We start from the raw sequence: 21,708 nt of genomic DNA on the forward strand, positions 1-21,708 counted from the left end.
TTCACTAAACAAACTAGCTATTGTAGAACCTAACTCACCAAAAGCCGCACCTAGCTCAGAAAGAGCAGGTCCAAGTGTGGCGAAGCTTTCTGCTATAACTTGTCCCGTTTTCGCAAATTCAGGAGCTAGTGGTGCAAATGCTTGTGTAATCCCCTGAGCTATTGACTGAACAACCGGCAAAATCGCAGACATCACAGAACTAAAAATCGATTGTATAGACTGCCAAGCCGACATAAAAGCAGACTTCACTTGATCATTTGTATTTATCAATTTAAATATCGTAGCACCTAAAGAAGCTACAATAGCTATTACCCATCCTACGGGGCCTGAAACACCTAAAAACGATAAACCTAAACGTACAATTAATGGTGTTAAAGTGGCTATCGTATTTCCTATTGAGGAGAAAGACATTTTGATAAAATTAATTACTGGAGAAAGAGCTGATCCAATTCCAGCAAATGCTGAACCAAGTCCTGATATTGCTGAACTAAACGCACCACTTATCCCCTGACCAAATGCACTAAATTTCGATTTTATTACAGCTAGCGAAATCTCTACAGCTGTTGCAAAACCAGAAAACACTTGACCCGCTTTAATTAACCCTGCCTCTAATGCTGCGCCGATTGCTGTACCCATTGCTGAAAATTTTTCCGGTATTGTCCCAAGATAAGAACCTAAAGAATCAATAGCAGATTTCATAGCTTCAACCGCCGCTACTGTCCCACTTTTTATAGATACCCACGCACTGTTAACGGCATTTCGAAAAGTCTCGTTATGTTTGTAAAGTTGAACTAGCGCTACCCCCACTAAGCTTAGAATTGCAATAACCGCACCAACCGGTCCTAACAACAAAGCAAATCCGGCTCTTAATGCTGATAAAGCAGCCCGAAGCATTACTGCTGCTTTTGATGTTCCTGACATCCAAAGCATTAGTTTGCCGATAGTAATTATTGCTCCTCCAATTGCGTTAATAACAATACCCGCTACCGTTGCTATAACTAAAAAAGCCGTAGTAAATGCTACTACGGAAGCAATCACCGTCTGCACGGGAGCTGGTAATTTCATAAACGCGTTTGCCAAGGTTTCTACTACTCCAGCTACGGCCATTAATGCAGGAGCTAATGCATCAGTAAATGCACGTGCTGCAGCATCAAGAGAGGATTCCATTTTCGTCAGTGCTCCGGCCCATCCTTCAAGCATGGAGTCCGCAGCTTTTTTAGAAGCACCGTCCGAGTTCACTAAGGATTGTGTTAAAGCATCAATCTTTTCAGGCCCCGCTGCTACAAGTGCCATCATACCTGATACAGCTTCTGTCCCAAATATTGTTGCTAACGCCGCGCCTTTTTGTGCACTTGTCATACCTTCCATTCCCGTTTTTAATTCTCCAATAATTTGAGACAATGGTTTCATATTACCTTGTTGATCCGTAATAGATACGCCAAGCCGTTTTAACTCATTTGCTGCTGCTTTTGGTGGTTTAACTAAACGTAGTAAAGATGCACGTAATGCTGTACCAGCGGTCTCACCTTTAATACCGCTATTTGACATAATACCAACAGAAGCCGCTAGTTCTTCCATCGATATGCCTAATTGAGCTGCTGGACCCGCCGCATATTTAAAAGCGTATTGCATATCCCCTACACCTGCAGCCGTTGCGTTTGCGGCTGTTGCTAGAACATCAGCAACATGTGTACTTTGACTTGCCTCCATACCAAATGAGTTTAAAGCTGACGTAATCGTATCAGCAACCATCCCCAGGTCTTCGCCTGAAGCAGCCGCTGCACTCAACACACCAGGTAATGCGGACGTTGCCTGAGCCGAATCAAAACCTTTCGCACCCATTTCAGCAAAAGCCGCTGCTACCTGCCCTGTTGAATACACAGAATCCTTTGCCATATCAAGAATCGCTTTCTTTACTTGACCGTAGTCACCTGCAGTTAAAACTGCCGCTTTACGAGTTTGTGATTCAAATTCTCGTGACTTTTGAATCATACTCCCTAAAGCAAAAGCCGACGCTGCAGCTGCAGGACCAAATGCATTTTGCATTGTTTGCCCTGTTTGCTGTACACGTCGGCCCATTTCAATTGCTTGATTACCTACTTCTTGAAATCTAGCACGCCACCCTGAATAATCAGGAGGCGGCGGTGCTGGTGGCGCTGGTGGTAATGGTGGAGGTGACGGCGGTTGTGGAGCCGGTGGGATAGGAGGTGGTCTACTAATCTGTTGAAAAAATGTATTCCATGCTTGTGTAGCTTGTCCAAGGTTACTTATTAAATTAGATATGTCCGCAATCACCTGAGTTTCTACCTTGTTCTGGCTCATTCACCTCACCTACCCTTCCTCTTCTTTTATTTGACTTCTAATCATCGATTCTATTTGATCAAAGAACGATTCGTTCCTTTGAATTTTTTCAACTACTTCTTTCCGTTCATTTGCTTGTTTTTCAATATCACGAACACTTTCTGGACGTGTATATATATCCGCTAATGACTTGATTTTGTCACTTTGAGCATTCCGATTAAACAAAGCTTGTACACTTGCGAACTCGTACTTATCAAGTAGTTGTTCCTTATATCCGTTCAACATAAGGTGATATTCCTTGAGACTAATACGCCAAGATTGCAAGGTGGTCATATTAAAAAAACGAAAACACTCACCTTGCAATTCATCAATATTTATGCGTACAGGTTCTCGAACGATTTCTGTTGTTCCGCTGTCATTGTCCCTAGAAGTTTCTTCACCGTCTTCTGGAAGAAAAAACTATTTAATACAACTGCTTTGTTGTACTTTAGAATTTCATCAAGGTCTAGTTTTTCTGCATTAAACATATTTTCAATCTCTTTCTGTACTGCTTCATACGTGATTCCCTCATTTGTATGAATCAGTGCGTAATAAACCACATCCGTGAAATTAGTAATTCCGCCCTGCATGGTTTGAGAAACAAATTGCATCGGCCCACCGTTTTCATCTAATAACCTCAGTGCTTGTAAACAGAATTTCAGTTCTTGTTCTTTACCATTAATTACGAAACGCGTATATGATTTTTCAGCCATAATAATTACCTCCAATTATTTTTTGTTCAAAATAAAAAAGCGTCTATATGAACGCTTATTCAGATCTCAATTATTTATTTTCCACAAATTCATCCATTGTTTTATTAAGCAAACTAATCATTGCTTCTCTTCGCTCACGCGGGGTTGTATTATCGTATAGCTCATTGTGAATATCACTTACTTTGGCCAACTTCTTAGGATCAACATAATTAGTTACCTCTTCATGCCCACCAAGCATCATAATTGTATTGCCTATAATAACCGCTTGCTCTTGTTGATCTAGCTTCATTGTTCACCCTCCTCTGACAAGCTATCAATAATCTTATTTAAAACACTAACTGTCGCTTCACCACATTGTCTCGCTGTTGAATTTCGAGTCGATTCCTCACATAATTCTGATAAACGATTTAAATCAACGTGAGGAGCCAATGCATCCTCTCCGAATGTTGAAAGAATTGAAGATGCGATTGCAATTTTTTCGATTTTAGATATATCCAAAGATCTCCACCCCCACAAACATTCTTAATTAATAGTAAATAGACTTACTATTACGCTTCAGGAGTAGCTACGTCACCAGTTGGCGCGCCATTAGGTACTTTATTAAGCGTCCCTTTAGAAATTTTTCCATTTAATTTTAAGCCGATAGAATACTTTGAGTACTCCTCATTTTCATGAGAAAGTTCCAAACTATTCAACATGTATGTTCCTGATTTAACTTTAAACTCAGAAGCGGTTGCACTACGTAGGTTAACTTCATGAATTCTTACTAAAACTTTATTAAGAATTGCTTCTTCTACATAATCAAGTCCCTCGTCACCTTCAGTACAAATCCCTTCAATACTAGCGGATTGTGTTACGTCACCGTAATCAGATCCACTCTTATCTTTCGTTTTCAACTCGATTTCTCCAGCCTCAATTGACCGTGAACCTGACGTTTGGTTAAAAAATCGGACTGTTTTTGTAGTTTTCCCATCAGGTTGCGGAATGTCAATCAAGTAAAGTGTTTCGGCACCTTTAAACTCAGGTGCGTTACTTTTTTTCACTTCTGCCATTTTTAGTCCCCCTCTAATTTTTGATTGTTATAGTAATAAAACTCAAATGTTTCGCTGTTAAAATCTCAACGTCTTTTTGAGACAGTGGTTCAAAATCCTTTACTTTTGCATTAAAAAAACCGATTCGTTCTGGTTTCTTTTTACTTGTATCGTACAAGTCAATTGAACCCTTTTCGAATCGGTTAATTATTCTATCTTGCAAATCATTCCTATCAAAAACTTTATCTGCATACACACCAACTTGGATTAGATGATTACGTGAGAAATTCTCCTTTGAATACCTGCTAATTGTTCCAGACAAATCCTCAATGGTAATGAGGGGTTTGTCTTTTCCTGATACAGAAACACCATCATATATCCATGTAGTAGGCGCAAAAACATCCAGCAACTTTTTTAATGAATACATTACGTCATTCAACATAATTAATGCCCCTTTGCTACACGTTGAACAGTTTTGTTTATATCCTCAACAAATGGTTGCTCACCTTCAAATGCTGTTTTACGCATAAAACCTTTTTTGGTTTTGTGCGTAAATTCTTGTACCGCCGCGTAAATAAGAGGAGATCCATACGTACCAATAATTCTCGCACCGACTACCATCTTTACACTTGCAGGAATACTTTCAGATAAAGGACCGTGTAATATCGGTGCTCGATTAGAGGCTTGATTAGCTTGTAAGCGTGTATGTTTTTCTACCGTTTGCTCAATTGGTGTTTTGTATCTATTGGGATTATGTGCTTTTAACACATTTGATTTTCCTTTAACAACAACTCTGATTCTCATCAAATCACCCTCTTTACAATGACCTCACGACGGTTTACGCCACCAAGCCCTCGTTCATCGATAAGTTCGATAACGTAAAAAACACCTTTACGTTCAATTTTTTCAATGTTCTCTAAGTCCACATTAAGAGGAAATGTAACAAGCGCCTCTCCTTTTTTTACATCGAGATCAGCGAACTTCGTCTTTTCCACTGACGTAAATTTCTTCCAAACTAATTGAACATTTTCTTTTCGGGGTTCACCTTGGATTTCTTCTCCTGTAATTGGATCCTTTTCAGAAGCCCCTTTAATGTATAAAATCACCGGTTCTCTACGTCCCTGCTCAATCATTTCACGATTTTCGCGAATCTCATTAATATCATCCTCAGTAAGCAATTGCTACACCTCCTCGCTTATCAAATAGTTCAACCGTGAAGAACATTGTGGATGTGGGCTTATTAATTGATTTATAAGGATTTCCGGAATATTTTTCGGATACTTTCCAGCACCTAAACCATACGCATCGCGTCTCGCTAGCTTGTAACACATGTGCTTTGAATGATATCTGTGACGGTGACCATTATCAATAATTTGATAACCTGTCACAATTTCACTTTCTAAGCCATTCTGTATAGTAGCTGCTCGGTATGTGTTAGTACTCTCAGAAACTGCTACGCGCTCAACCTTCCATTTCTCATTGTCGTGTACTTCCTTTATCTTTTGAGAAATCATTGTAATGCTCTCACCCTTTAATACAGATGGACGAATGACACTACTTAATCGATCTCTCATATCTCCAGATAAATTCCATACACGATCAGACAGAACTAAGCCATCTTCACCAGGTCTTTTTATAACCCCTTGAATAATTTGCTTATTTACTGCAGTTATAGATTTCACGTCCAAACCTGCTTCTGATAATTTCAATGTGGTCCATTTCGACGTGTTTTCAATCAATGTATGGAATGACCGCTCTGCTTGTTTACGAAATTCTTTTTCGTATAAAGTAAGGTCTCGTAATAACGCATTTAACCTACTACGCTTCACGATTCCATCCTTTTGATAGTCATTCAATAAATCAACTAAAAACAAACGTATTAGGATAATAGCCTTAACAGTGTCAGAAACTTGTTTTTCGTTCTCCTCTTTAAATTCTTCGGAAATGGTATCGAGCACTGCATCCATCTCTTTTTGAGAATCACTCATGTAATCATCTCCCATCTGCCCGCTTAGCAAATGTTTGGTGAGTACCTTTTCCCCTTCTATACTTCCTGTACTTTTTAAGCGCGTCCGATGATAACTTCTTATAGTTTGCAAAGATCATCGATTTATCAACCGATTCTTCACCATCTGTATAAGAAAAATAGCGCGCTGCGTCTGCTGCAATCGATTCATAAGCAAATGACAGAGCAAGATAAAAAACAGCATTTGCGTTTAATTCTTCGGTTAATTCTGACTCAGTTTCGGCTTCAGCTAGCCAATTTCCGATGTCTTCCGGAGTTACTTTTGGAACTTTTGCTAACCGACTCTCCAGCCTTTCCGACACCTTCATTTGGCGTCACCTCCGTCACTGTATATTGTTAAGGCGTCATGATTCCTGCAGCTTTTAACTTTGCAATAAGTGCATTTAAGTCTTTCACTACACCTGCTACGTCAGTCGCTGTACTATCTGGTTGTTTATCAACCTTTTTGGGTATTAGAGCTACTTTTTCTTCTAGACCTTTAATAATATTGCCAAGTGATGTGTCTTTCGCAATCGGCATCGATCTGTTTAAACGTTGTGCTTGATTTTCAGAAATAGACATGCATAAAACTCCTTTCAAAATACAAAAAAGGTAGCATACACGCTACCTTTTAAGCCATTGTTTTAGAGATATTTTCAAGAACAGCGATAGACTCTTTCGCATTCTTAACTTCAAATCCAAATTCTCCACGAATGACACGAGAGAAGTAGTCAGCACCATTTGGTGTAGCATCTTGATCATAAATTGGAGTTAAGTAACGTGCCTTTACTTTTTCTGTATCAAGAAGTAACGCACGATCTTTAGGCATATTTAAATCAACTACAACACTAGAAATCGCTCCACCTGGTAAATCCGATACAAACGATAAGATTTGGTAACCTGCCGCAGTATCTTGACGCGTAGTACGAATTGTATCGCCACCAAGTTTTGTGATTTGTCGTGCGATATTCGGTCCGCATAGAATCGTATTTGCTGAACCGCCTCGAGTAAATACTTGTTCTACAGCGTCATTTAAAGGTTTTGCCGCAATTTCGTTCCCTTTAAAGTCTTGCTTATGAGAACCTTCAATACCTGCAAATGCAAATAAACCACCTGTAGTACGTGGTTGTGTTGGAGAGCCAACATTTCTACGACCATAGATTAGAGAAGTGTTAGCTTCACGAATCATCTCTTGTAAACGCAGGTTTACTTGATAATCTAATTCGTTTGATACGCCGTATGTGTTCACTTGTTGTTGTGTACGTGAAACAGATGCGTATCTTGAAAAGATTTGTGAGAAGTTATGTGACACTAAACGGTTATTGATCTCATTCTTACGGAAAGCATCTTCACCTTCTGGTCTCGGTCTTGCGATGACTTTTAATTCACCACCAGCTGTAATTGCCTCCGCTTTCGTACTATCGTAACCACGTTGCACAGTGATTTTATCCGCGTTTTCATCGACACTTACTACACGTAACACTTCTAAGCCGTTTTGTACCAGAGCATTTTCAGTGAATTTACGAGCCTCGCCTTTTTCTAAAACTAGGTCCGTATCCCCAACAGCTGCGGCAGTTTTTACAATACCTGTATCAGAATTTAAATAGTCGTTCTGCCATTCAAATTTAGTTTGTGTTAAAGCGTCTCCTACACCAATTAATCCGAAAAGAACAGGTGCTTTCGTAAGAATTAAATCCACATTCGCTTGCATTTGTCTTACTTGTTGTTGAAATTCGTACGTAGTTGGTACTGGCATATTTGTAGCCCCCTCAAATTTTTAAAATTAAAAAACCGCTGACTTTTAATCAACGATCCGTTATTTCTTCGATTTTGCTTCTAACAACTTGTTATAGATACGTGTTACTTCGCCCGCAAATTTTGAATCTTTTAACGCTTTTGTTTTTGCTTCTTCCAGCTCTTTTTCTAAAGCAAGAATTTCATTCGCTCTCAGATTTGTTCCTGGATTCGCGCCACCAGCTGCATCTGCCCCCACAACTTTCTTGAACATCCAAGGTTTACTTTCCTTTAGCGCATTAACAGCCTCTTCAACTCCTTGATAATTACCATTCTCATCAAGTTGAATAGTCGACTTATCTAAAAGCGCCAATACGTCACCTGGATCATTTGCATCTAAAGCACGTGCAATACTCTTAATTTCCGTATTTAGAATACGTGTATTTGCTTTTTCTTGTGCTCTTTGCGCTGCTTCGGAAGCTTCTAGTGCCTTTTTGTCAGCTTCTTCTTTTTCAGCCTGCAAACGTTCAATTTCCGTCATTTCTTGCTTTTTACGCTCTTCTTCAGCTTTTTCAAATTCTGCTAATTTCGCTTTTACATTATCGTAGTCACCGTATTTCTCAGCAGATTTACTACGTTCACGTTCTAAGCGCTTCTTAACAATTTCGTCTAGTTCTTCTTGCGTAAAAGTTTTTGACGGGTCATCAGTATCTCCAGATTTTTTGTCTGGATCATCTCCAAAACCGCCACTATCAGAGAAAAACTGTAGGTCTAATCGAAGTGGGAACTTAGATGTTTTTTGTACTTGTTCTACAAAAAATTTTAATGCTTTAGCTTGTTTTACGTATTCCATTTGCAAATCCTCCATTTTGAGCCTGTCGGCTATAATTTCCGAAAGTTTATAGCGCCATTTCGTAAGGCAAGTATTACTTTTCGTTATACGGATCCTGAGATTGTCTTTTCAACATCCGCTCTTGCATAATCTCCATGAACTTTTGTTCCGCATTTTCTTTACCACTTCTCGTAATTGCACCTTTAATTGATTCGATTTCGTTTGAAATTTCATCGCCTAACTGTTCGATAAGTGCTTTTTGATCTTGCGGTAACGGTAAACCGAAAATAATCTTACTAGCATAATAGTTATCTACTTTTGCTAACATTTCTTTATCGTATTTGAATTTGGAGTCATCCTCCCTAGCTTTCATATAACGTAAAATATACTCATTTAAGGTTTGTAGACGGGACTGCCATATCACCCATGAGCGTTGTGTTTTTGAAATAATATTACTAAATAAAAGCTGTACCGCCATGTCATTTATACCGCCCGTATTCATGTCCGCAGTGTTCACTATCGGTACCTCTGCTTTTTCATGTAGGCGTTTCTGCAATCGGTCCAGATACGCTTCAATAGTTTCTTTAAATCTAAATCCACTTTCCAATTTCTTAGCACTTGGTTCACCGGTCTCTTCCGCACCATCACCTAAATCCCATTTCGCACCTGGCGCTACTTGAAGTGGATTCTTTGGATCTTCATCTACATTCGTTAACAACGTAATAGCAAACATTTCAAAACGTAACGCATCCGAGTAATCAGACATTTTTTTATCGATTTCCTCAGACAACTTTATTGTTTTTTCAAGTTCACTATAACCCGTAGTACGTTTACTTAGTTTTTCAGTTGGTACTGGTACTACAGGAATAAAATCAATACCCATTGATGAGCGCTCAACCCTATCCTCTTGTTTTTCTAAGTCACCGTTGTATATTGCCTCTTCGATTTCACAGTCGTACTCACCGGCTTTTTCATTCCAAACTAAGTAATACGATAACTTCCACATTTTCGTTTGTTCTTCATCAAGCCATGCAATAAAATGAATTTCTTCCAGTTGATCTATATCCCAGTCGTTATACTTTGCGATAACTTCTGTTGATGGATGCCAAATAATCTTGAATTCACCGCGACGTTTATCATAGTGAATACGAGCATACACACCAGTTTTGGAAATGGCACGGTCCTTTGCTGCTGCTAATAACTTCTCATGCATTCGGTTATCATCCCAAACCCATGTTAATAACCGTTCCTTTGCTTTCGCTCTACTGTTTTCTGCTTGTTGCTCCTCACTAGGTTCATATCCTGATTGAATCATAAGTGCCGGGTCGTCTATCACATTAGGAGGAACTGTGACTTTAGGTTCTTTTTCAAATTGCCACGCTGCAATCATGTTTACAATTTTTTGAGGATAATCAAGTTGTATTTTCGTAGGTTCGTAGTCGAGATTGTCTGGTTTTTTATAATCAGACCATACGTTTAAGTCTCCTTCATAACGCTCATACAAACGAACCTCGGACATAATGCGTGTCCACTCAGAATCACCGAGCGCGGTACGAACTGGCATTACAATTTCTACTGGATTCATAAAATTCCGGTCACCTTGTACTCTCATTCAAGCCCCTCCTTTCTCAATATCTTGAATTCCCTGTAGTGCCTGCTTTACGTCTTGCACGTTTATATGCGATAGAAAAAGCCATTTGAACCGCATCCGGACCGTCATCGTGTGGGTGCATCGGATACATTTCAAATTGCTCCAATAAAGCACGTAAATGTTTCATAAAACGTAATTTACCGCTCTGTATATCTGGTAATAACGACTCAATACGTAGTGCTTTTCGTGTACGCTGCTTAATTTGTTTTAAACGAGTCGATGAAGGATATCCTTTTTTCTGCAATTCCTCTCCAACCTTATCCGCAAACCATTCCTGGGCTTGTTGCGCCTCTACCGCAAGTGCTTCGTATTGATATTCCAGCGTGTATTCTACAGCCTTTTCTAACAACGTATTTGGATGCACACGCTCCATAAAAATATCGATAACGTAACAAGTGCCTGTTTCAACGTTTTTCGCAAGTGTAACTACTACACTATAGTCACCTTTTTCTTTACCCATCGCGAAATCAACCGCACCGTAATACAAAAGTTTTTTATCTTTTAAATCATCTTCAGTACAGTACGTGAAATATTTAGGTTTAAATATCTGTCTTTCCTCATCAGTCGGGTTACATAGATACTCCTGGTTAAACGCTTTGGTACCGTCATCTTCCCTAATTTCCATCAGATCGATGTATGAGAAATGAGATGGCCATAACGTTTTTGTACCACGGAGCATTTCTTCCTTGTTTTGTTCGTAAAATTCACGAGCTTTATCAGAAGCGCCCTCTTCATCCACTTGACGAATCTCACGCCATTCTTGCCATAAGTCTTCGCGCTCTGACCATTTCAAAATTGCCGGGAATGATCTTGATACAAAGTCACGACGGTTTTTAATAACATGGTGCAATAAGCTGTCGTAACAAACGATAGTACCCATATAAATACAGGCACCTTCTTGTCGACTTAAACCTGGAAGCAATTCTTCCTTGAACCAACGCTTATTTTTCGCGATTAAATCAACTGTCGCGGTATTTTCTTTACTCTCCAAATCATCCAAAATATAGAGCTGAACCCTTTTGGAACCGTGACGTAACCCACGTACCTGTGTCCCTATACCTTTCGCTTCGACTTTCGTGTTTGTTAAAGTCACGAACTCTTTATCGTTATCTACTTCATTTCGGCTTTTTTGTTCGTGAAGTAAGATACCGAAATCTTGACGCAATTTTTCGTTATACTTTAACTGATCACGTGCCCAAGATATAAAGTCACCGGCTACATCGGAAGTTTCAGAAATCAAAACAATGTACTGCTTTAATCGATACACGACTTGATGACACAAATAACCGTTACTCAGGTATGCCGTTTTCGCATGGCCACGCCCTACACTCCAGGCCACTTTTTTCTTTTTCTCCCTACCTGTTGTGATGTCATCTAAAAGCCCACATAACGTTTGGTGAAATTCAGCTGCATCATCCATCGTTACTCCAGCCGGAATTAAGTTATCAGGATTCCCGGGATTTCCTTCTTCCGAAAAATACTCATACATGAAGTACAACATGTCATGTTCTCCACGATGCACCCTTTTTAACTTTTCTAGCTCATCGATGTCAGCAAGTAGTGTATCCATGTAATATTCTGTAGCCTCACCAGTTTCGTATAACTCCTGTAACTTCTTTGCTCTTTCTGCTACAAGATCGATACGCTCCTGACGTTCATGACGGGCTAACCATTTACCGTCTATATATGCCATGTAGCCCGCCCTCCTTTTACTCGCCTGTCAATTTTTTTAATTTCTGAAGCTGTTCTTCGATTTCCGCATTTGTACGGGTCGCATTTCCTAGATCACCCTCGATTACTTTCTTATCAGTCAGTAAACCAAATCGCTGCATATACAATTGCATAGCTTTTACACTCGGTTGCGGCCCTAAAATTAACTGCATTAACTTGCTGTACACCTGCTCACGCTTCTCTGCGAGAAAACTATCGGCCACTTCACTCTTGAATGCGATGAAGTCCTGGTTCTTAGTTCGCCACTCCCAAAGCGTTGTCCGATTTATGCCTAGCTCGTTGGCCATTTTGTCCTGAGTCCTTTTTTCCTCGTTGTTCGATTCCATCAACTCGTTTTCTACAAGCAGGTACGCCGCTTGAATTTGTTTAGCCGTAAGTTTCTGCTTTAATTCATCTAACTTCGCCATCATTTCGCTCCCCTTTCTTCGTGAAATAGAAAAAGGCAACCGATTTAGTATCGATTGCCTAAAAATTATTAATATTTTCATAACATAGTGTTTATTTTTTATTTAATGCATTTACTATATTGTTAATATAAATTCGAAATTCATCATCACTTACTTTATTGTGTCTAGCATCATACGTTGAACTAACTCGATTGTATAGTGCATATTTAGAAAAAATAGCATAAGAACCACCATTAATTCCTCTATGTACAACACGTGCACTATCAGGAAGTGGAATCGAATTCCCATACTCATCATAACCTAGATGGCCCATCTCCCGAACAGCATAATCTACATACTCACCAGCTCTAAGTTCCAGAACTTCTTCCCCATAGTAACTCATAGACCATGATACTTCCTTATCAAGTTCTGATTGAAATACTTGTTCCACTGGAGTTGTTTTTTCATAGACACCACTAGCCTTAAAAGGCTTGGTATTTAGTCTAAAATACCACCATTCTGGGTTTTCCCCTACTTGGTGAAGAGTCAATGAGTCAGGGTTTACTATATAAGTAGTACGGCCTTCAAATGTTAATTCTATACAACCTTCTTCATATGATGCTGTAGCTCCATGTAAATCTAGGCCACCACTCGTTGGTAAAAAGGTATGATTATCCGCTTCATCTGTACCAACTGCATTTAAAATTTCAATTATCTGGTTGCAATCAGTAATTTTAATTAAATCATTGTGATTTTCACCAAATGCCCTATGAATCATTTCTTTCCACAAACCTAACTGTTGCTCTTTTGTTTTCGTATATTTCTCTTCGTATGTATTCATGCTTCTTCCTCCAATCCCATATCCCAAAATAAATGTAAGTTATATCCTATTTAGTATACCATAGAGGTTAAGAAACTCTTAACTTTTTACTATATTTTTCCTCACCCGAGTTTAAAAATTCTGGCGGAACGTTACGAGCGCCTGCCAACGCCTATACGGATTTGGCCTCCCCCGGGGGATTAAAACAAAACCAAATGTTCAATAATCTAAAATCCCTATTTTGAATAACAATGAATATTGTATTAAAAATGACTGCCTATAACATTGGTTATGTAAACTGCATAGGAGGTAAATCTATTGATATCAATGATTCTTTCTTTTTTCAATACGTAACCGATATACAATTATTATACATCGCTGTTATATCAATGTTTATAAGCCATACATACAGCCACAATCACTTGAATTAATGCATAAACTTCACCTTATTAACTACCTAGACATTGGATTATAACCCCCTGAGTTTCGAAGGGCCTTCTTCTCCAGGAGAGAGCGACTGGTGAAATTACCTCAAGGTTTCCCTTTAGCGTTGCCTACAGTTCATAGTATGCGGTACAGCTTCTCCTATTTCTTACTTACTATATATCCCACAATCAGTCCAATCCAACGGACATAAAAATAGCCATGATACCCTATAACGGGCCTCATGGCTATGCGTATTATTTTGTACTGGAGTAGGACACAATTTCACCATCCTAACATAAATTGTACCTACTATGAACCCACCTTGTCAAGCCTCGTACAACTTTTTTATTAAACTTCTCATACCTGCCATATCGCCGTTAATGGTCATGTACAATAAGTCCACGGCTTGTCTACAGCGTGTATAGTATACAGTCTCTGTTATGTTCATCGCACGCAGTGTATTCTTCCTCGGAATCTTCACCACATACCTCGCTAACACAATATACCGCATGTTCTTCGGTAATTGTTTAATCGCCTGATCCAACACAATCTTATTCAGTCGGCCATCGCTTTTCCCGTCCTGTGTCGCAGGTCCCGTAAAGCTAGGTGGTGCATCAGGGAACCGATCACCTACAGCAAGCGATTCGTAATTCTCCAGCCATAGTCGTATTGTCTTCTTTGAAACATAGCCATCAATTCTGGTCATCTCCGAACCTCCTGACTCAGAAAATCAAACCCCTAAAACAAACACCTTAAACCATTAATAGTATTACATACTATATAACTATTAATAAATAATACTATATATATAATATATAATTATTAGTTTTATATTTATATTATATATATAAGGTATATTTTTTTAAGGGGGGGTCTTTTTTATTTTCTTTTTCTTTTTGAAGTGCTGTAGAGTATTAAACCCCCACTTAAAGATTTTTCTTTTATATATTTTTATTTTCGTGTAAGCAGCTGTGATTTACCGGAATTCGTTGCACGAAACACAATCCTATAGTACTTGACATTACTTGCTCATCTACACTTCTTTTTTCAGTTAATAATCACACGTACTGCTTTATCATGCTTTCATTTTCGCTATCAGGGTAAATGTAATTTGTTTAGATCTTTCTGAAGCGTTATATAATGTAATAATCCATTGATTTAATTGCCTATCATAGCTCTCTATTGCAAACACTGGATCATTCGGCGAGCTTATTTTCCATCCCCCGTTGATAACATTCATATTTTTAGGTGCATGCAAGTAAGCAATCAAATATTGATTAGGTTCAATTATTTCAGGTGCCCAAGAAAATGACATGAACCCATGCCCCAGTTCAGTGCGCCCTTGAGCATCTTCACCATATAAATAAGCTTTCTGCTCTCGTTCATTCCGATAGCTAGGGACATTATTTTGAGAGAACTGATAATCTGAATCTTCACTCGAATTTGGATACATAGTTTTATAATTTGAATCTATACTTGGAACAGCATTTGGATATGTCATTCTGTAATTCGGGTCTTCACTTGGAATATAGTTTGGAGCATGCTGATAATTAGGATTAACACTTGGAACAGCATTTGGATACATCATGTTTTGATTTGGATTCCAATAATTATTATACATAACCCATCACTTCCTCAATGTTATTTACAATGATATGGTATTAATCTTTACTATCCGAGTGCTTAGTCCCTATTAAAAGAGGCTTATTTATAGTATAAAAGACCTACTTTAATCCAAAATCATGTGATTTATCTAACACCAAAAACACGTGCCACGCCGCTGTTGTCTCAAATCCTTTTAATATCAAATATTTAGTCAACAGGAAACATTTTATACTAGGTTATTAATACTCTATTGGCTCACACCAATATCAAAATTATATTTAAAGAATCTCCTTAAATACTTAATACTCATTAAAAACCACATTTGGATATAGGTATGAATTATCATTTTTTTGGAGCATGTATAAAATGTTTCCATGAAAATCATTGATATCTAAATGCCAATCATATAAATGCGGGAAGTATTCCCAAAAATCCGCTACTGTTTCTAAACCTTTTTTTACGGCGCTCATTGCATAGTTCTGAATTCTAGGAGTAGCTAGGAGCATAGTAGCATGATATTCCTTTAAAAGCCCAGTTGATATGTCCCAAGAACGGAAACCTTCATGAACTGTATTGTTGCGTAATTCCCGAATTTCATTTAATTGCTTCTCTAACTTTTTAAGAATAAGCACATAGTTAGCATGTTTTTTTATCTCCGTTATTCTATCTTTCGATAAAAACATACCTATTTTCCCCAATGGAAAACCTAATACCTGCATGACTTTACCTGTAATATCTTCTTCCCCTACTTTAGCTAAGCATTCTATAGAGAACCATAAAAACAGGCATTTCAGATGAAGGTCATTTTCATTCTGACTCCTTCTTAGCCAATGATACGACCTTTGTAAAGCTAATTTTAATTCTGAGTTATCTACCGAAAACAAATACTGCGCATCATCAATTTTGGGTATAAGTCTATCCATTATTTTAAAAGTTGGAAATGGTCCAAAAGAATCACCATTTAATCTCGGACTGATCCAATTTTTATGCAAATCTTTTATAAATCCCGAATTAAGTAAACGAGTTTCACTAATTGGTAAACCCGCATTTATACAATCTAACACCAACTCGAATTTAGTTTCTGCAAGGTAATCAGCTTCTTTAAGGTTGTCAGAATTTACAATAGTAGAAATTACGGGGACAATTTCTAAATTAACTTCTTCTTCAAAGCTTTTTGTAGACTCAATTACTATCAGTTTTTCTTCTTTAAATAACAAAGAAAAAGATTTTATTTCTACATCTCCATATCCCATTGGAAATGGAATTATTTCACCTTTATCACTAAGCAAACGACAAATTAAAAAATCAGGCATCTTGACTTCCTCCAATCAATTGTAAAACGCAACTGAGATTTCCCATAAGTAGCGATTTAATATGTGCAGTATCACGCTGAGCTGCATTCTGTAGAATTTTTCTGCCATCTCTATACTTTTTTAAAATATTAATGATATTAGTATCCTTTGTAACCATTAATGCTTCAAAAAGTATTCGTAATGTGAAATAATCTAAATTATTATGTTTACTTATTTCTTCACTTACATGGATGACTTGATCTCTAGTCCCAAAAGCTAAAAAATGTATAAGAACAGTACGTAAATACAAAACTTTCTCTATCTCAATTTCATTCATTTGTATTATTATTTTTCTCGATGAATTATAATCTCCTCTTTGGGCATAAATGTATTGTAATGCCCATAAAGCATTGGCATCATTTCTATTATTATTCAAATGTTTCTCTAGAAAAAATGATGCCTCGTGTAATCTATTTCCTAATTGATAAAATTTAGCTATATGAAAAAGATTTTTTATTTTCCTCGAAGCACATAATTTCTCCAAGTAACATGTTGAATCAGCAACATGTATTAGCATATTAAAAAGTTTATTAAATCTCGCTTCACTATTATTGGATAAATATTTTTTCATAGCGCTTTCTAATTGCTTTTCTGTTACTTTTTCCATATTTCCACCCTCTCCACTTTTCTAATTCTGTTTATCTCCTGTATCATTAATAAAAAAGTTATTTCTATAAATCTAAATAATATTATGGATGGAAAAATATAAAAATTCAAATTTTGTTAAAACGAACTTATTTATTCCAGTTTTAATAAATTAAACTTAAATAATACATAAACCGGTAATAGTAAACATGCTTATCATCTTTCATGACTTGCTCCAGTAGACCTAACTGAGAGAGTTGTCCCAGCCACGTATCGAACTGCGTAGCTGGGATTTCTCCTCCTACCTGGTACATCGCTCGTAAGATTGCTTCCGAACCTTTCACTCTATACCACGTGATTTTACGATTTCCAGTGCTTGTTGTTCCGTAAAACCTTCTGAAACAAGTGCGTCAAAACGTGCTTTAAGTAATTTAGACATCTCGCGCTGCATTCGTATTTGCATCGGTAATGCCTTTACAAAGTTATCCAAAATTATTTCCAGTTCGATATTTGTATATTGCTTATTAGGTTCGCTCATTTTATCGCCCCTTCAAATGTGCTTCAATTTCCGCTAATACCTGATCAACCCCTTCAGGACTTAGTACAAGTTTACCGCCAGCTAGTTCAATATTTTCTTCTGAAACCTCTCCTGTAATTTGGCAAGAGTTATTAGGATTATATTTTTGTAGAATAATAGATTCACCATCTACAAAAATCTCCATTGAATCCTTAACCTGAATACCTAATGTACGGCGTAATTCCATTGGAACCACAATACGTCCTAATGGATCAATGTTACGAATGATACCTGTTGATTTCATTTCTCTTCAGCTCCCTTATCTTTCTCATATTCGAACTTGATCGCAGAAACATGTTGCATATTCACAATTCCCGTAATACGGCCGTTATCATCGTAAGTATCTATCGCATTTCCTTCCGCAAATAACTCCCCTTCTAGCTTTTTGTATCCTTCAAAAATAAAATCTGCTTCCTCTACAGTGTGTACAGAACCGTCAACCGTCTTAATTACCGCTCTCATATCTTCCATCTCCTTTTCCTTACTTCTTAATCGTTTCTATAACGCTAGCTAAACCAAAGAATATTACACAGATGAACCATGTTGTCCAAATCGGATATTCGTATATAAGTTCCGTCTAATACCCCCTAGTCTTTATTGATGAGGATTACAGCCGGACCCTCAACCGTAATACCTGCTACTTCAATCTTTTCATGGGGACTTACTTGCACTGTTGTGACACCTTCACGTGTCTCCAGTTCTTCACTTATGTTTTTTGTAGGTATATTCTTCATCTTTACTCACCATCCAAAATAACGCTGTATTCATCATTAGCTACGTAAAAATTACCGAATGCATCGCGTTCAGGGAATCCATTTTTCGTTGCCTGTACTATCTTGAGTTTCGCATTACATTTATGGCATTTCGTGAATTTGTTCTCCTTGTACTCGTATTGATTCCCACGATTTCCGCACATGCAGCATTCGTAACGTGTACGATATCTCGGTGTACCCTCATCGTCATACTTAATACCTGTTTTCCAATGAATAGGATCCGTTTCTTCTTTTTTCGTGATCTTTGCTATCTCTTCCATAGGAAACGAGCTACGATTCACTTCTACGATTGGTAGTTTACGAGTTTGCTTATCCGTGGTCATCTTAATAACTGATTCCTGAATCTGTTCATGCGTAACACCTATATCCACAGCCTTACGAACTTCCGCTTTTGCCATTGCAGCGCCTAATGCCGATACATCCACTTCTGGTGGGTGCTGATTAACCACTTTCACAAGTTCTGCTGCTGTGTTGATAAAGGAAAGTTCATCTGTTTCTTTTTTTAATCTTACATTGGCAGGTTCCGCATCAGAGTCATAAAATTCTACATTTGTTTTTTCTGGACGTTTAAGTAATAAATACTGATACCCTACAAAACTGGAGATACCACCACGAATATTATTTTTAATAAAGTCGAAAAAGACTGTAGTTAGTGCATTTACATTCGCTTCTTTATTTAAACGATCGAGTCCATATTCATACAGCATTGCGTGGATCGCTTCATGAAGTACGTTTTTCATTTGCCCCTCATGTTTCGCTACATTGTCCGAAATCTTGATTTGTTGTTCGTGATACGTTACTTCAGCAATTCTTACTTCTCCGTTTTCTCTTTCTTCAAGCCATCCTTTTACGACTTCCACATCGTACGGTATACTACCAATCATCAATTGTTTAGGTATACTCATATAACTTTGTCCCCCTTTAGTTTGGTAAATTATTTTCAATCTCCGTTCGCAATTTATCTCGTAGCCACTTAAACTCTAAATCCTTTTTATCGATTTTTTCCTGAATCACTTCTGCCTGTTCTTTCGAATAACATTTACGGAAACCGTTGTATAATTTCGAAATTTCTTTCTGCAGCTGTCTCATTTCACGGTTCGAATAATAACTTACAAATTCTGTTTTACAGCTTGGACAAACGAAATAGTGCTTGTCCACACGGTTCGGTAATCGTGCTGTGAGCATTTGGATACGAAACACGTGCTCACATACTTCACATTTCGCTTTTACGGGTTTCATAGTTTTGGATGCTCCTTTCTTTCAAAGGATTTTTTTGTTTGGTTTCTAACAAACTTCATCTTTAATTTTTCTGGTTCTAATGAACCTCTAGACGAATACACCATATACTAATTTAAATACGTTCTAGGAAAGCAGGTGTGTACTATGCCTTCTGTCGTTGGAAATCTTGTCGTTCAAAACAGTAATGGTGCTTTCAATTTAGGGGATTTTTATAACGTATCTCCAAAAGAGAATACAAAATCTTATAATGGTTCAGGGGCATCAAATGTTTCTTTTGTTGTTAATACCTTTAACGGTGTTAGTGCAACGAATACATTTGATTCTGATGTTGCTGATCAAGACCAAGTTGTATCAAGTTAAAATTATTTATTTCCCTCTCCCCCTTGAATAAAACTCGATATTCCGTCAATACTGTGCATAGGCGATAGCCAAAACTCATATTAATGAACCTCTATCAGCAGTAGTTCCCTGACCTGAGCAGTTAGCTTTTGCTAGCTGCTCTTTTAATTACACATTTTTGTCTTAACACTCATATAATATTGTGAATTTAAAAATCATTTCATGTTTAAAGGAAAAGTATTCTTTTTCATTACTCCACTCCCTCTTTAAATAACACTGTTTAAATAAGGTTTTTAAAGAGGGAATACATTAAAAAAATCTTGGTTACACTGTAAACAGGCTCGTGAATAGCCAAATTTACTAATACCCACTCTATGTCTATTACCTTGGGCCGAGCAATTAGCAAAAGCTAATTGCTCTTTTATATTGATTTAATAATAAAATTTAGGTCTTATTTCTTTTTTTACACCATATACTTCTAACCTAGCCTCAGCTCAAAGTGTTACCTCCTATCTTAAAGAGCACTGATGCATGGTGCTCTTTTTTAGTTTCCTTATTTCTACAAAATGAAATTTTTATTTAGTTTTCTTATCTGCATAATATTTTGATATCTGTTTATACTATAGTTGTAACTTTTGGTTACAACTCATAATATGTATGCGTAGTAGGACTCCTCAATGCATTACAATGGAGCGGTTAGCTAGATTAGCTAGCTGCTTTGTTGCGTAAAATGAAGTTTTTATTTGTATAAAAATCTGCCTAACTACCTAAAATAATCAAAAACTTAGGGGCGAATTAATGAAAACAACACTCAAAGTTCTTAAATATTTATTTTTGATAATTGGGACTGCTCTCTTAATTATTTTAGATATCTTCGGTATTTTCCCAGGGCTATTCAAATAGCGTTTTTGTTTTAATCTTCTCCCCTGAAAACAACAGTTATATGATCTGTATTTAGCGCACAAGGTAAGTACAATCCGTTTCTTAAATCAAAAAGCATTATAAATTTTTCTTCATTCAACATATCCGTAATGTCGCTAAAACTTTCTTTGCTAAATAGCGTTATCAGTTCATCCTCATTTTTTAGTGATACATATAATTTCCGATACTTGTCCAACAATCCCACCTCTTATTCTCAAATAACGATTTTATCTAAATCCATTCACTAACCTCATACTTTGACATACAATATAGTGCCTTTCTATATAATGTGAGCTCGTCACTGTCGTTATAATGAGGTATAAGGAGCGCTCTCGATTAGTGCTCTTTTTATTTAAATAAAGATTTTGTTTATAAACTACACATAAATTATGAACATACATACAATAATCATAAACATCTCATTATGAATCATTTAGTATCATTTCTGATACACTCCTTGGTCATTGAGCGCCTTTCTCCTAAGGTGCTCTTTAATATTAACTAAATATTTTATATAAAAACTGCACCTATACTAGAAACATACATACATTAATCATAATCATTTCAGAATTAGCCATCGAGTACCTTAAAAGGTGCTCTTTGCTTTTTCAAAAGCACTCACCATTTTCTTAAAACGAACATATATTT

Annotated in this window: 29 protein-coding genes; 1 reads left to right on the plus strand and 28 read right to left on the minus strand. The window is 37.3% G+C overall.

The window, feature by feature from the left end:
• The 28 genes from MR167_RS23150 to MR167_RS23285 all read right to left on the minus strand — a co-directional run.
• Positions 1-2,295, minus strand: a 2,295-nt coding sequence (locus MR167_RS23150) for a phage tail tape measure protein (RefSeq protein ID WP_481746707.1), incomplete at its 3' end; no start/stop codon positions are given.
• Positions 2,296-2,331: 36 nt separating this feature from the next.
• Positions 2,332-2,586, minus strand: a complete 255-nt coding sequence (locus MR167_RS23155; RefSeq protein ID WP_000931846.1) for a hypothetical protein — start codon at positions 2,584-2,586, stop codon at positions 2,332-2,334.
• Between the two features lie 89 nt (positions 2,587-2,675).
• Positions 2,676-3,053 (minus strand): tail assembly chaperone, encoded by a 378-nt coding sequence (locus MR167_RS23160; protein WP_000818630.1) that lies wholly within the window; start codon positions 3,051-3,053, stop codon positions 2,676-2,678.
• Between the two features lie 70 nt (positions 3,054-3,123).
• Positions 3,124-3,342 (minus strand): hypothetical protein, encoded by a 219-nt coding sequence (locus MR167_RS23165; protein ID WP_000762728.1) that lies wholly within the window; start codon positions 3,340-3,342, stop codon positions 3,124-3,126.
• A complete protein-coding gene (locus MR167_RS23170; RefSeq protein WP_000355285.1) occupies positions 3,339-3,551 on the minus strand; it encodes a hypothetical protein in 213 nt (70 codons plus the stop codon). The genes MR167_RS23165 and MR167_RS23170 overlap by 4 nt, the downstream gene beginning before the upstream one ends.
• A gap of 50 nt (positions 3,552-3,601) precedes the next feature.
• Complete coding sequence (locus MR167_RS23175; protein ID WP_000852563.1) at positions 3,602-4,105, minus strand: phage major tail protein, TP901-1 family; 504 nt, start codon at positions 4,103-4,105, stop codon at positions 3,602-3,604.
• Positions 4,106-4,118: 13 nt separating this feature from the next.
• On the minus strand, positions 4,119-4,526 hold the full coding sequence (locus tag MR167_RS23180) for a hypothetical protein (RefSeq protein WP_242315556.1): 408 nt from the start codon (positions 4,524-4,526) through the stop codon (positions 4,119-4,121).
• Between the two features lie 2 nt (positions 4,527-4,528).
• Positions 4,529-4,888, minus strand: a complete 360-nt coding sequence (locus tag MR167_RS23185; RefSeq protein ID WP_025118136.1) for a hypothetical protein — start codon at positions 4,886-4,888, stop codon at positions 4,529-4,531.
• Positions 4,888-5,262, minus strand: a complete 375-nt coding sequence (locus MR167_RS23190; protein ID WP_242315557.1) for a hypothetical protein — start codon at positions 5,260-5,262, stop codon at positions 4,888-4,890. Before MR167_RS23190 ends, MR167_RS23185 begins: the two co-directional genes overlap by 1 nt.
• 3 nt (positions 5,263-5,265) lie before the next feature.
• Positions 5,266-6,072 (minus strand): hypothetical protein, encoded by an 807-nt coding sequence (locus MR167_RS23195; RefSeq protein ID WP_242315558.1) that lies wholly within the window; start codon positions 6,070-6,072, stop codon positions 5,266-5,268.
• Between the two features lie 4 nt (positions 6,073-6,076).
• Positions 6,077-6,418: a hypothetical protein gene (locus MR167_RS23200; RefSeq protein ID WP_221826529.1), complete on the minus strand. Its 342-nt coding sequence runs from the start codon at positions 6,416-6,418 to the stop codon at positions 6,077-6,079.
• A 28-nt stretch (positions 6,419-6,446) separates the two neighbouring features.
• A complete protein-coding gene (locus tag MR167_RS23205) occupies positions 6,447-6,671 on the minus strand; it encodes a head fiber protein (protein ID WP_025118133.1) in 225 nt (74 codons plus the stop codon).
• Between the two features lie 49 nt (positions 6,672-6,720).
• On the minus strand, positions 6,721-7,845 hold the full coding sequence (locus MR167_RS23210; RefSeq protein ID WP_242315559.1) for an SU10 major capsid protein: 1,125 nt from the start codon (positions 7,843-7,845) through the stop codon (positions 6,721-6,723).
• Between the two features lie 60 nt (positions 7,846-7,905).
• Positions 7,906-8,676 carry a phage scaffolding protein gene (locus MR167_RS23215; RefSeq protein WP_242315561.1) on the minus strand — a complete coding sequence of 257 codons (771 nt, stop codon included), beginning with the start codon at positions 8,674-8,676 and terminating at the stop codon, positions 7,906-7,908.
• A 73-nt stretch (positions 8,677-8,749) separates the two neighbouring features.
• A complete protein-coding gene (locus MR167_RS23220) occupies positions 8,750-10,267 on the minus strand; it encodes a phage portal protein (protein ID WP_242315563.1) in 1,518 nt (505 codons plus the stop codon).
• 16 nt (positions 10,268-10,283) lie between these two features.
• On the minus strand, positions 10,284-11,999 hold the full coding sequence (gene terL, locus MR167_RS23225; RefSeq protein ID WP_242315565.1) for a phage terminase large subunit: 1,716 nt from the start codon (positions 11,997-11,999) through the stop codon (positions 10,284-10,286).
• Between the two features lie 16 nt (positions 12,000-12,015).
• On the minus strand, positions 12,016-12,444 hold the full coding sequence (locus MR167_RS23230; RefSeq protein WP_242315567.1) for a phBC6A51 family helix-turn-helix protein: 429 nt from the start codon (positions 12,442-12,444) through the stop codon (positions 12,016-12,018).
• Positions 12,445-12,535: 91 nt separating this feature from the next.
• Positions 12,536-13,264, minus strand: coding sequence for a serine/threonine protein kinase (locus MR167_RS23235; protein WP_242315568.1), 729 nt, complete (start codon positions 13,262-13,264; stop codon positions 12,536-12,538).
• Between the two features lie 730 nt (positions 13,265-13,994).
• Positions 13,995-14,375 (minus strand): hypothetical protein, encoded by a 381-nt coding sequence (locus MR167_RS23240; RefSeq protein ID WP_242315570.1) that lies wholly within the window; start codon positions 14,373-14,375, stop codon positions 13,995-13,997.
• Between the two features lie 369 nt (positions 14,376-14,744).
• A complete protein-coding gene (locus MR167_RS23245; protein ID WP_242315572.1) occupies positions 14,745-15,290 on the minus strand; it encodes a hypothetical protein in 546 nt (181 codons plus the stop codon).
• A 283-nt stretch (positions 15,291-15,573) separates the two neighbouring features.
• The gene (locus MR167_RS23250; RefSeq protein WP_242315574.1) at positions 15,574-16,587 is read right to left on the minus strand and encodes a HEPN domain-containing protein; all 1,014 of its coding nucleotides are present in this window, start codon (positions 16,585-16,587) and stop codon (positions 15,574-15,576) included.
• On the minus strand, positions 16,580-17,233 hold the full coding sequence (locus tag MR167_RS23255; protein WP_242315576.1) for a hypothetical protein: 654 nt from the start codon (positions 17,231-17,233) through the stop codon (positions 16,580-16,582). Before MR167_RS23255 ends, MR167_RS23250 begins: the two co-directional genes overlap by 8 nt.
• A 318-nt stretch (positions 17,234-17,551) precedes the next feature.
• Positions 17,552-17,749, minus strand: coding sequence for a hypothetical protein (locus MR167_RS23260; RefSeq protein ID WP_103623738.1), 198 nt, complete (start codon positions 17,747-17,749; stop codon positions 17,552-17,554).
• A 1-nt stretch (position 17,750) separates the two neighbouring features.
• Positions 17,751-18,032, minus strand: a complete 282-nt coding sequence (locus tag MR167_RS23265) for an AbrB/MazE/SpoVT family DNA-binding domain-containing protein (protein ID WP_242315578.1) — start codon at positions 18,030-18,032, stop codon at positions 17,751-17,753.
• Positions 18,029-18,250 (minus strand): hypothetical protein, encoded by a 222-nt coding sequence (locus MR167_RS23270; protein WP_001202995.1) that lies wholly within the window; start codon positions 18,248-18,250, stop codon positions 18,029-18,031. Before MR167_RS23270 ends, MR167_RS23265 begins: the two co-directional genes overlap by 4 nt.
• Before the next feature lie 125 nt (positions 18,251-18,375).
• Positions 18,376-18,522, minus strand: coding sequence for a BC1881 family protein (locus MR167_RS23275; RefSeq protein ID WP_000790088.1), 147 nt, complete (start codon positions 18,520-18,522; stop codon positions 18,376-18,378).
• Between the two features lie 2 nt (positions 18,523-18,524).
• Positions 18,525-19,466 (minus strand): hypothetical protein, encoded by a 942-nt coding sequence (locus MR167_RS23280; protein ID WP_242315580.1) that lies wholly within the window; start codon positions 19,464-19,466, stop codon positions 18,525-18,527.
• A gap of 16 nt (positions 19,467-19,482) precedes the next feature.
• A complete protein-coding gene (locus MR167_RS23285; protein ID WP_242315581.1) occupies positions 19,483-19,800 on the minus strand; it encodes a transglycosylase in 318 nt (105 codons plus the stop codon).
• Between the two features lie 144 nt (positions 19,801-19,944).
• Between MR167_RS23285 and gerPF the strand changes: the two genes are divergently transcribed.
• Positions 19,945-20,160, plus strand: a complete 216-nt coding sequence (gene gerPF, locus MR167_RS23290) for a spore germination protein GerPF (protein ID WP_061884034.1) — start codon at positions 19,945-19,947, stop codon at positions 20,158-20,160.
• The last annotated feature ends 1,548 nt before the right edge of the window (positions 20,161-21,708 follow it).

This window comes from Bacillus cereus group sp. BfR-BA-01355 (assembly GCF_022663675.1).
GTDB lineage: Bacteria > Bacillota > Bacilli > Bacillales > Bacillaceae_G > Bacillus_A > Bacillus_A thuringiensis_S.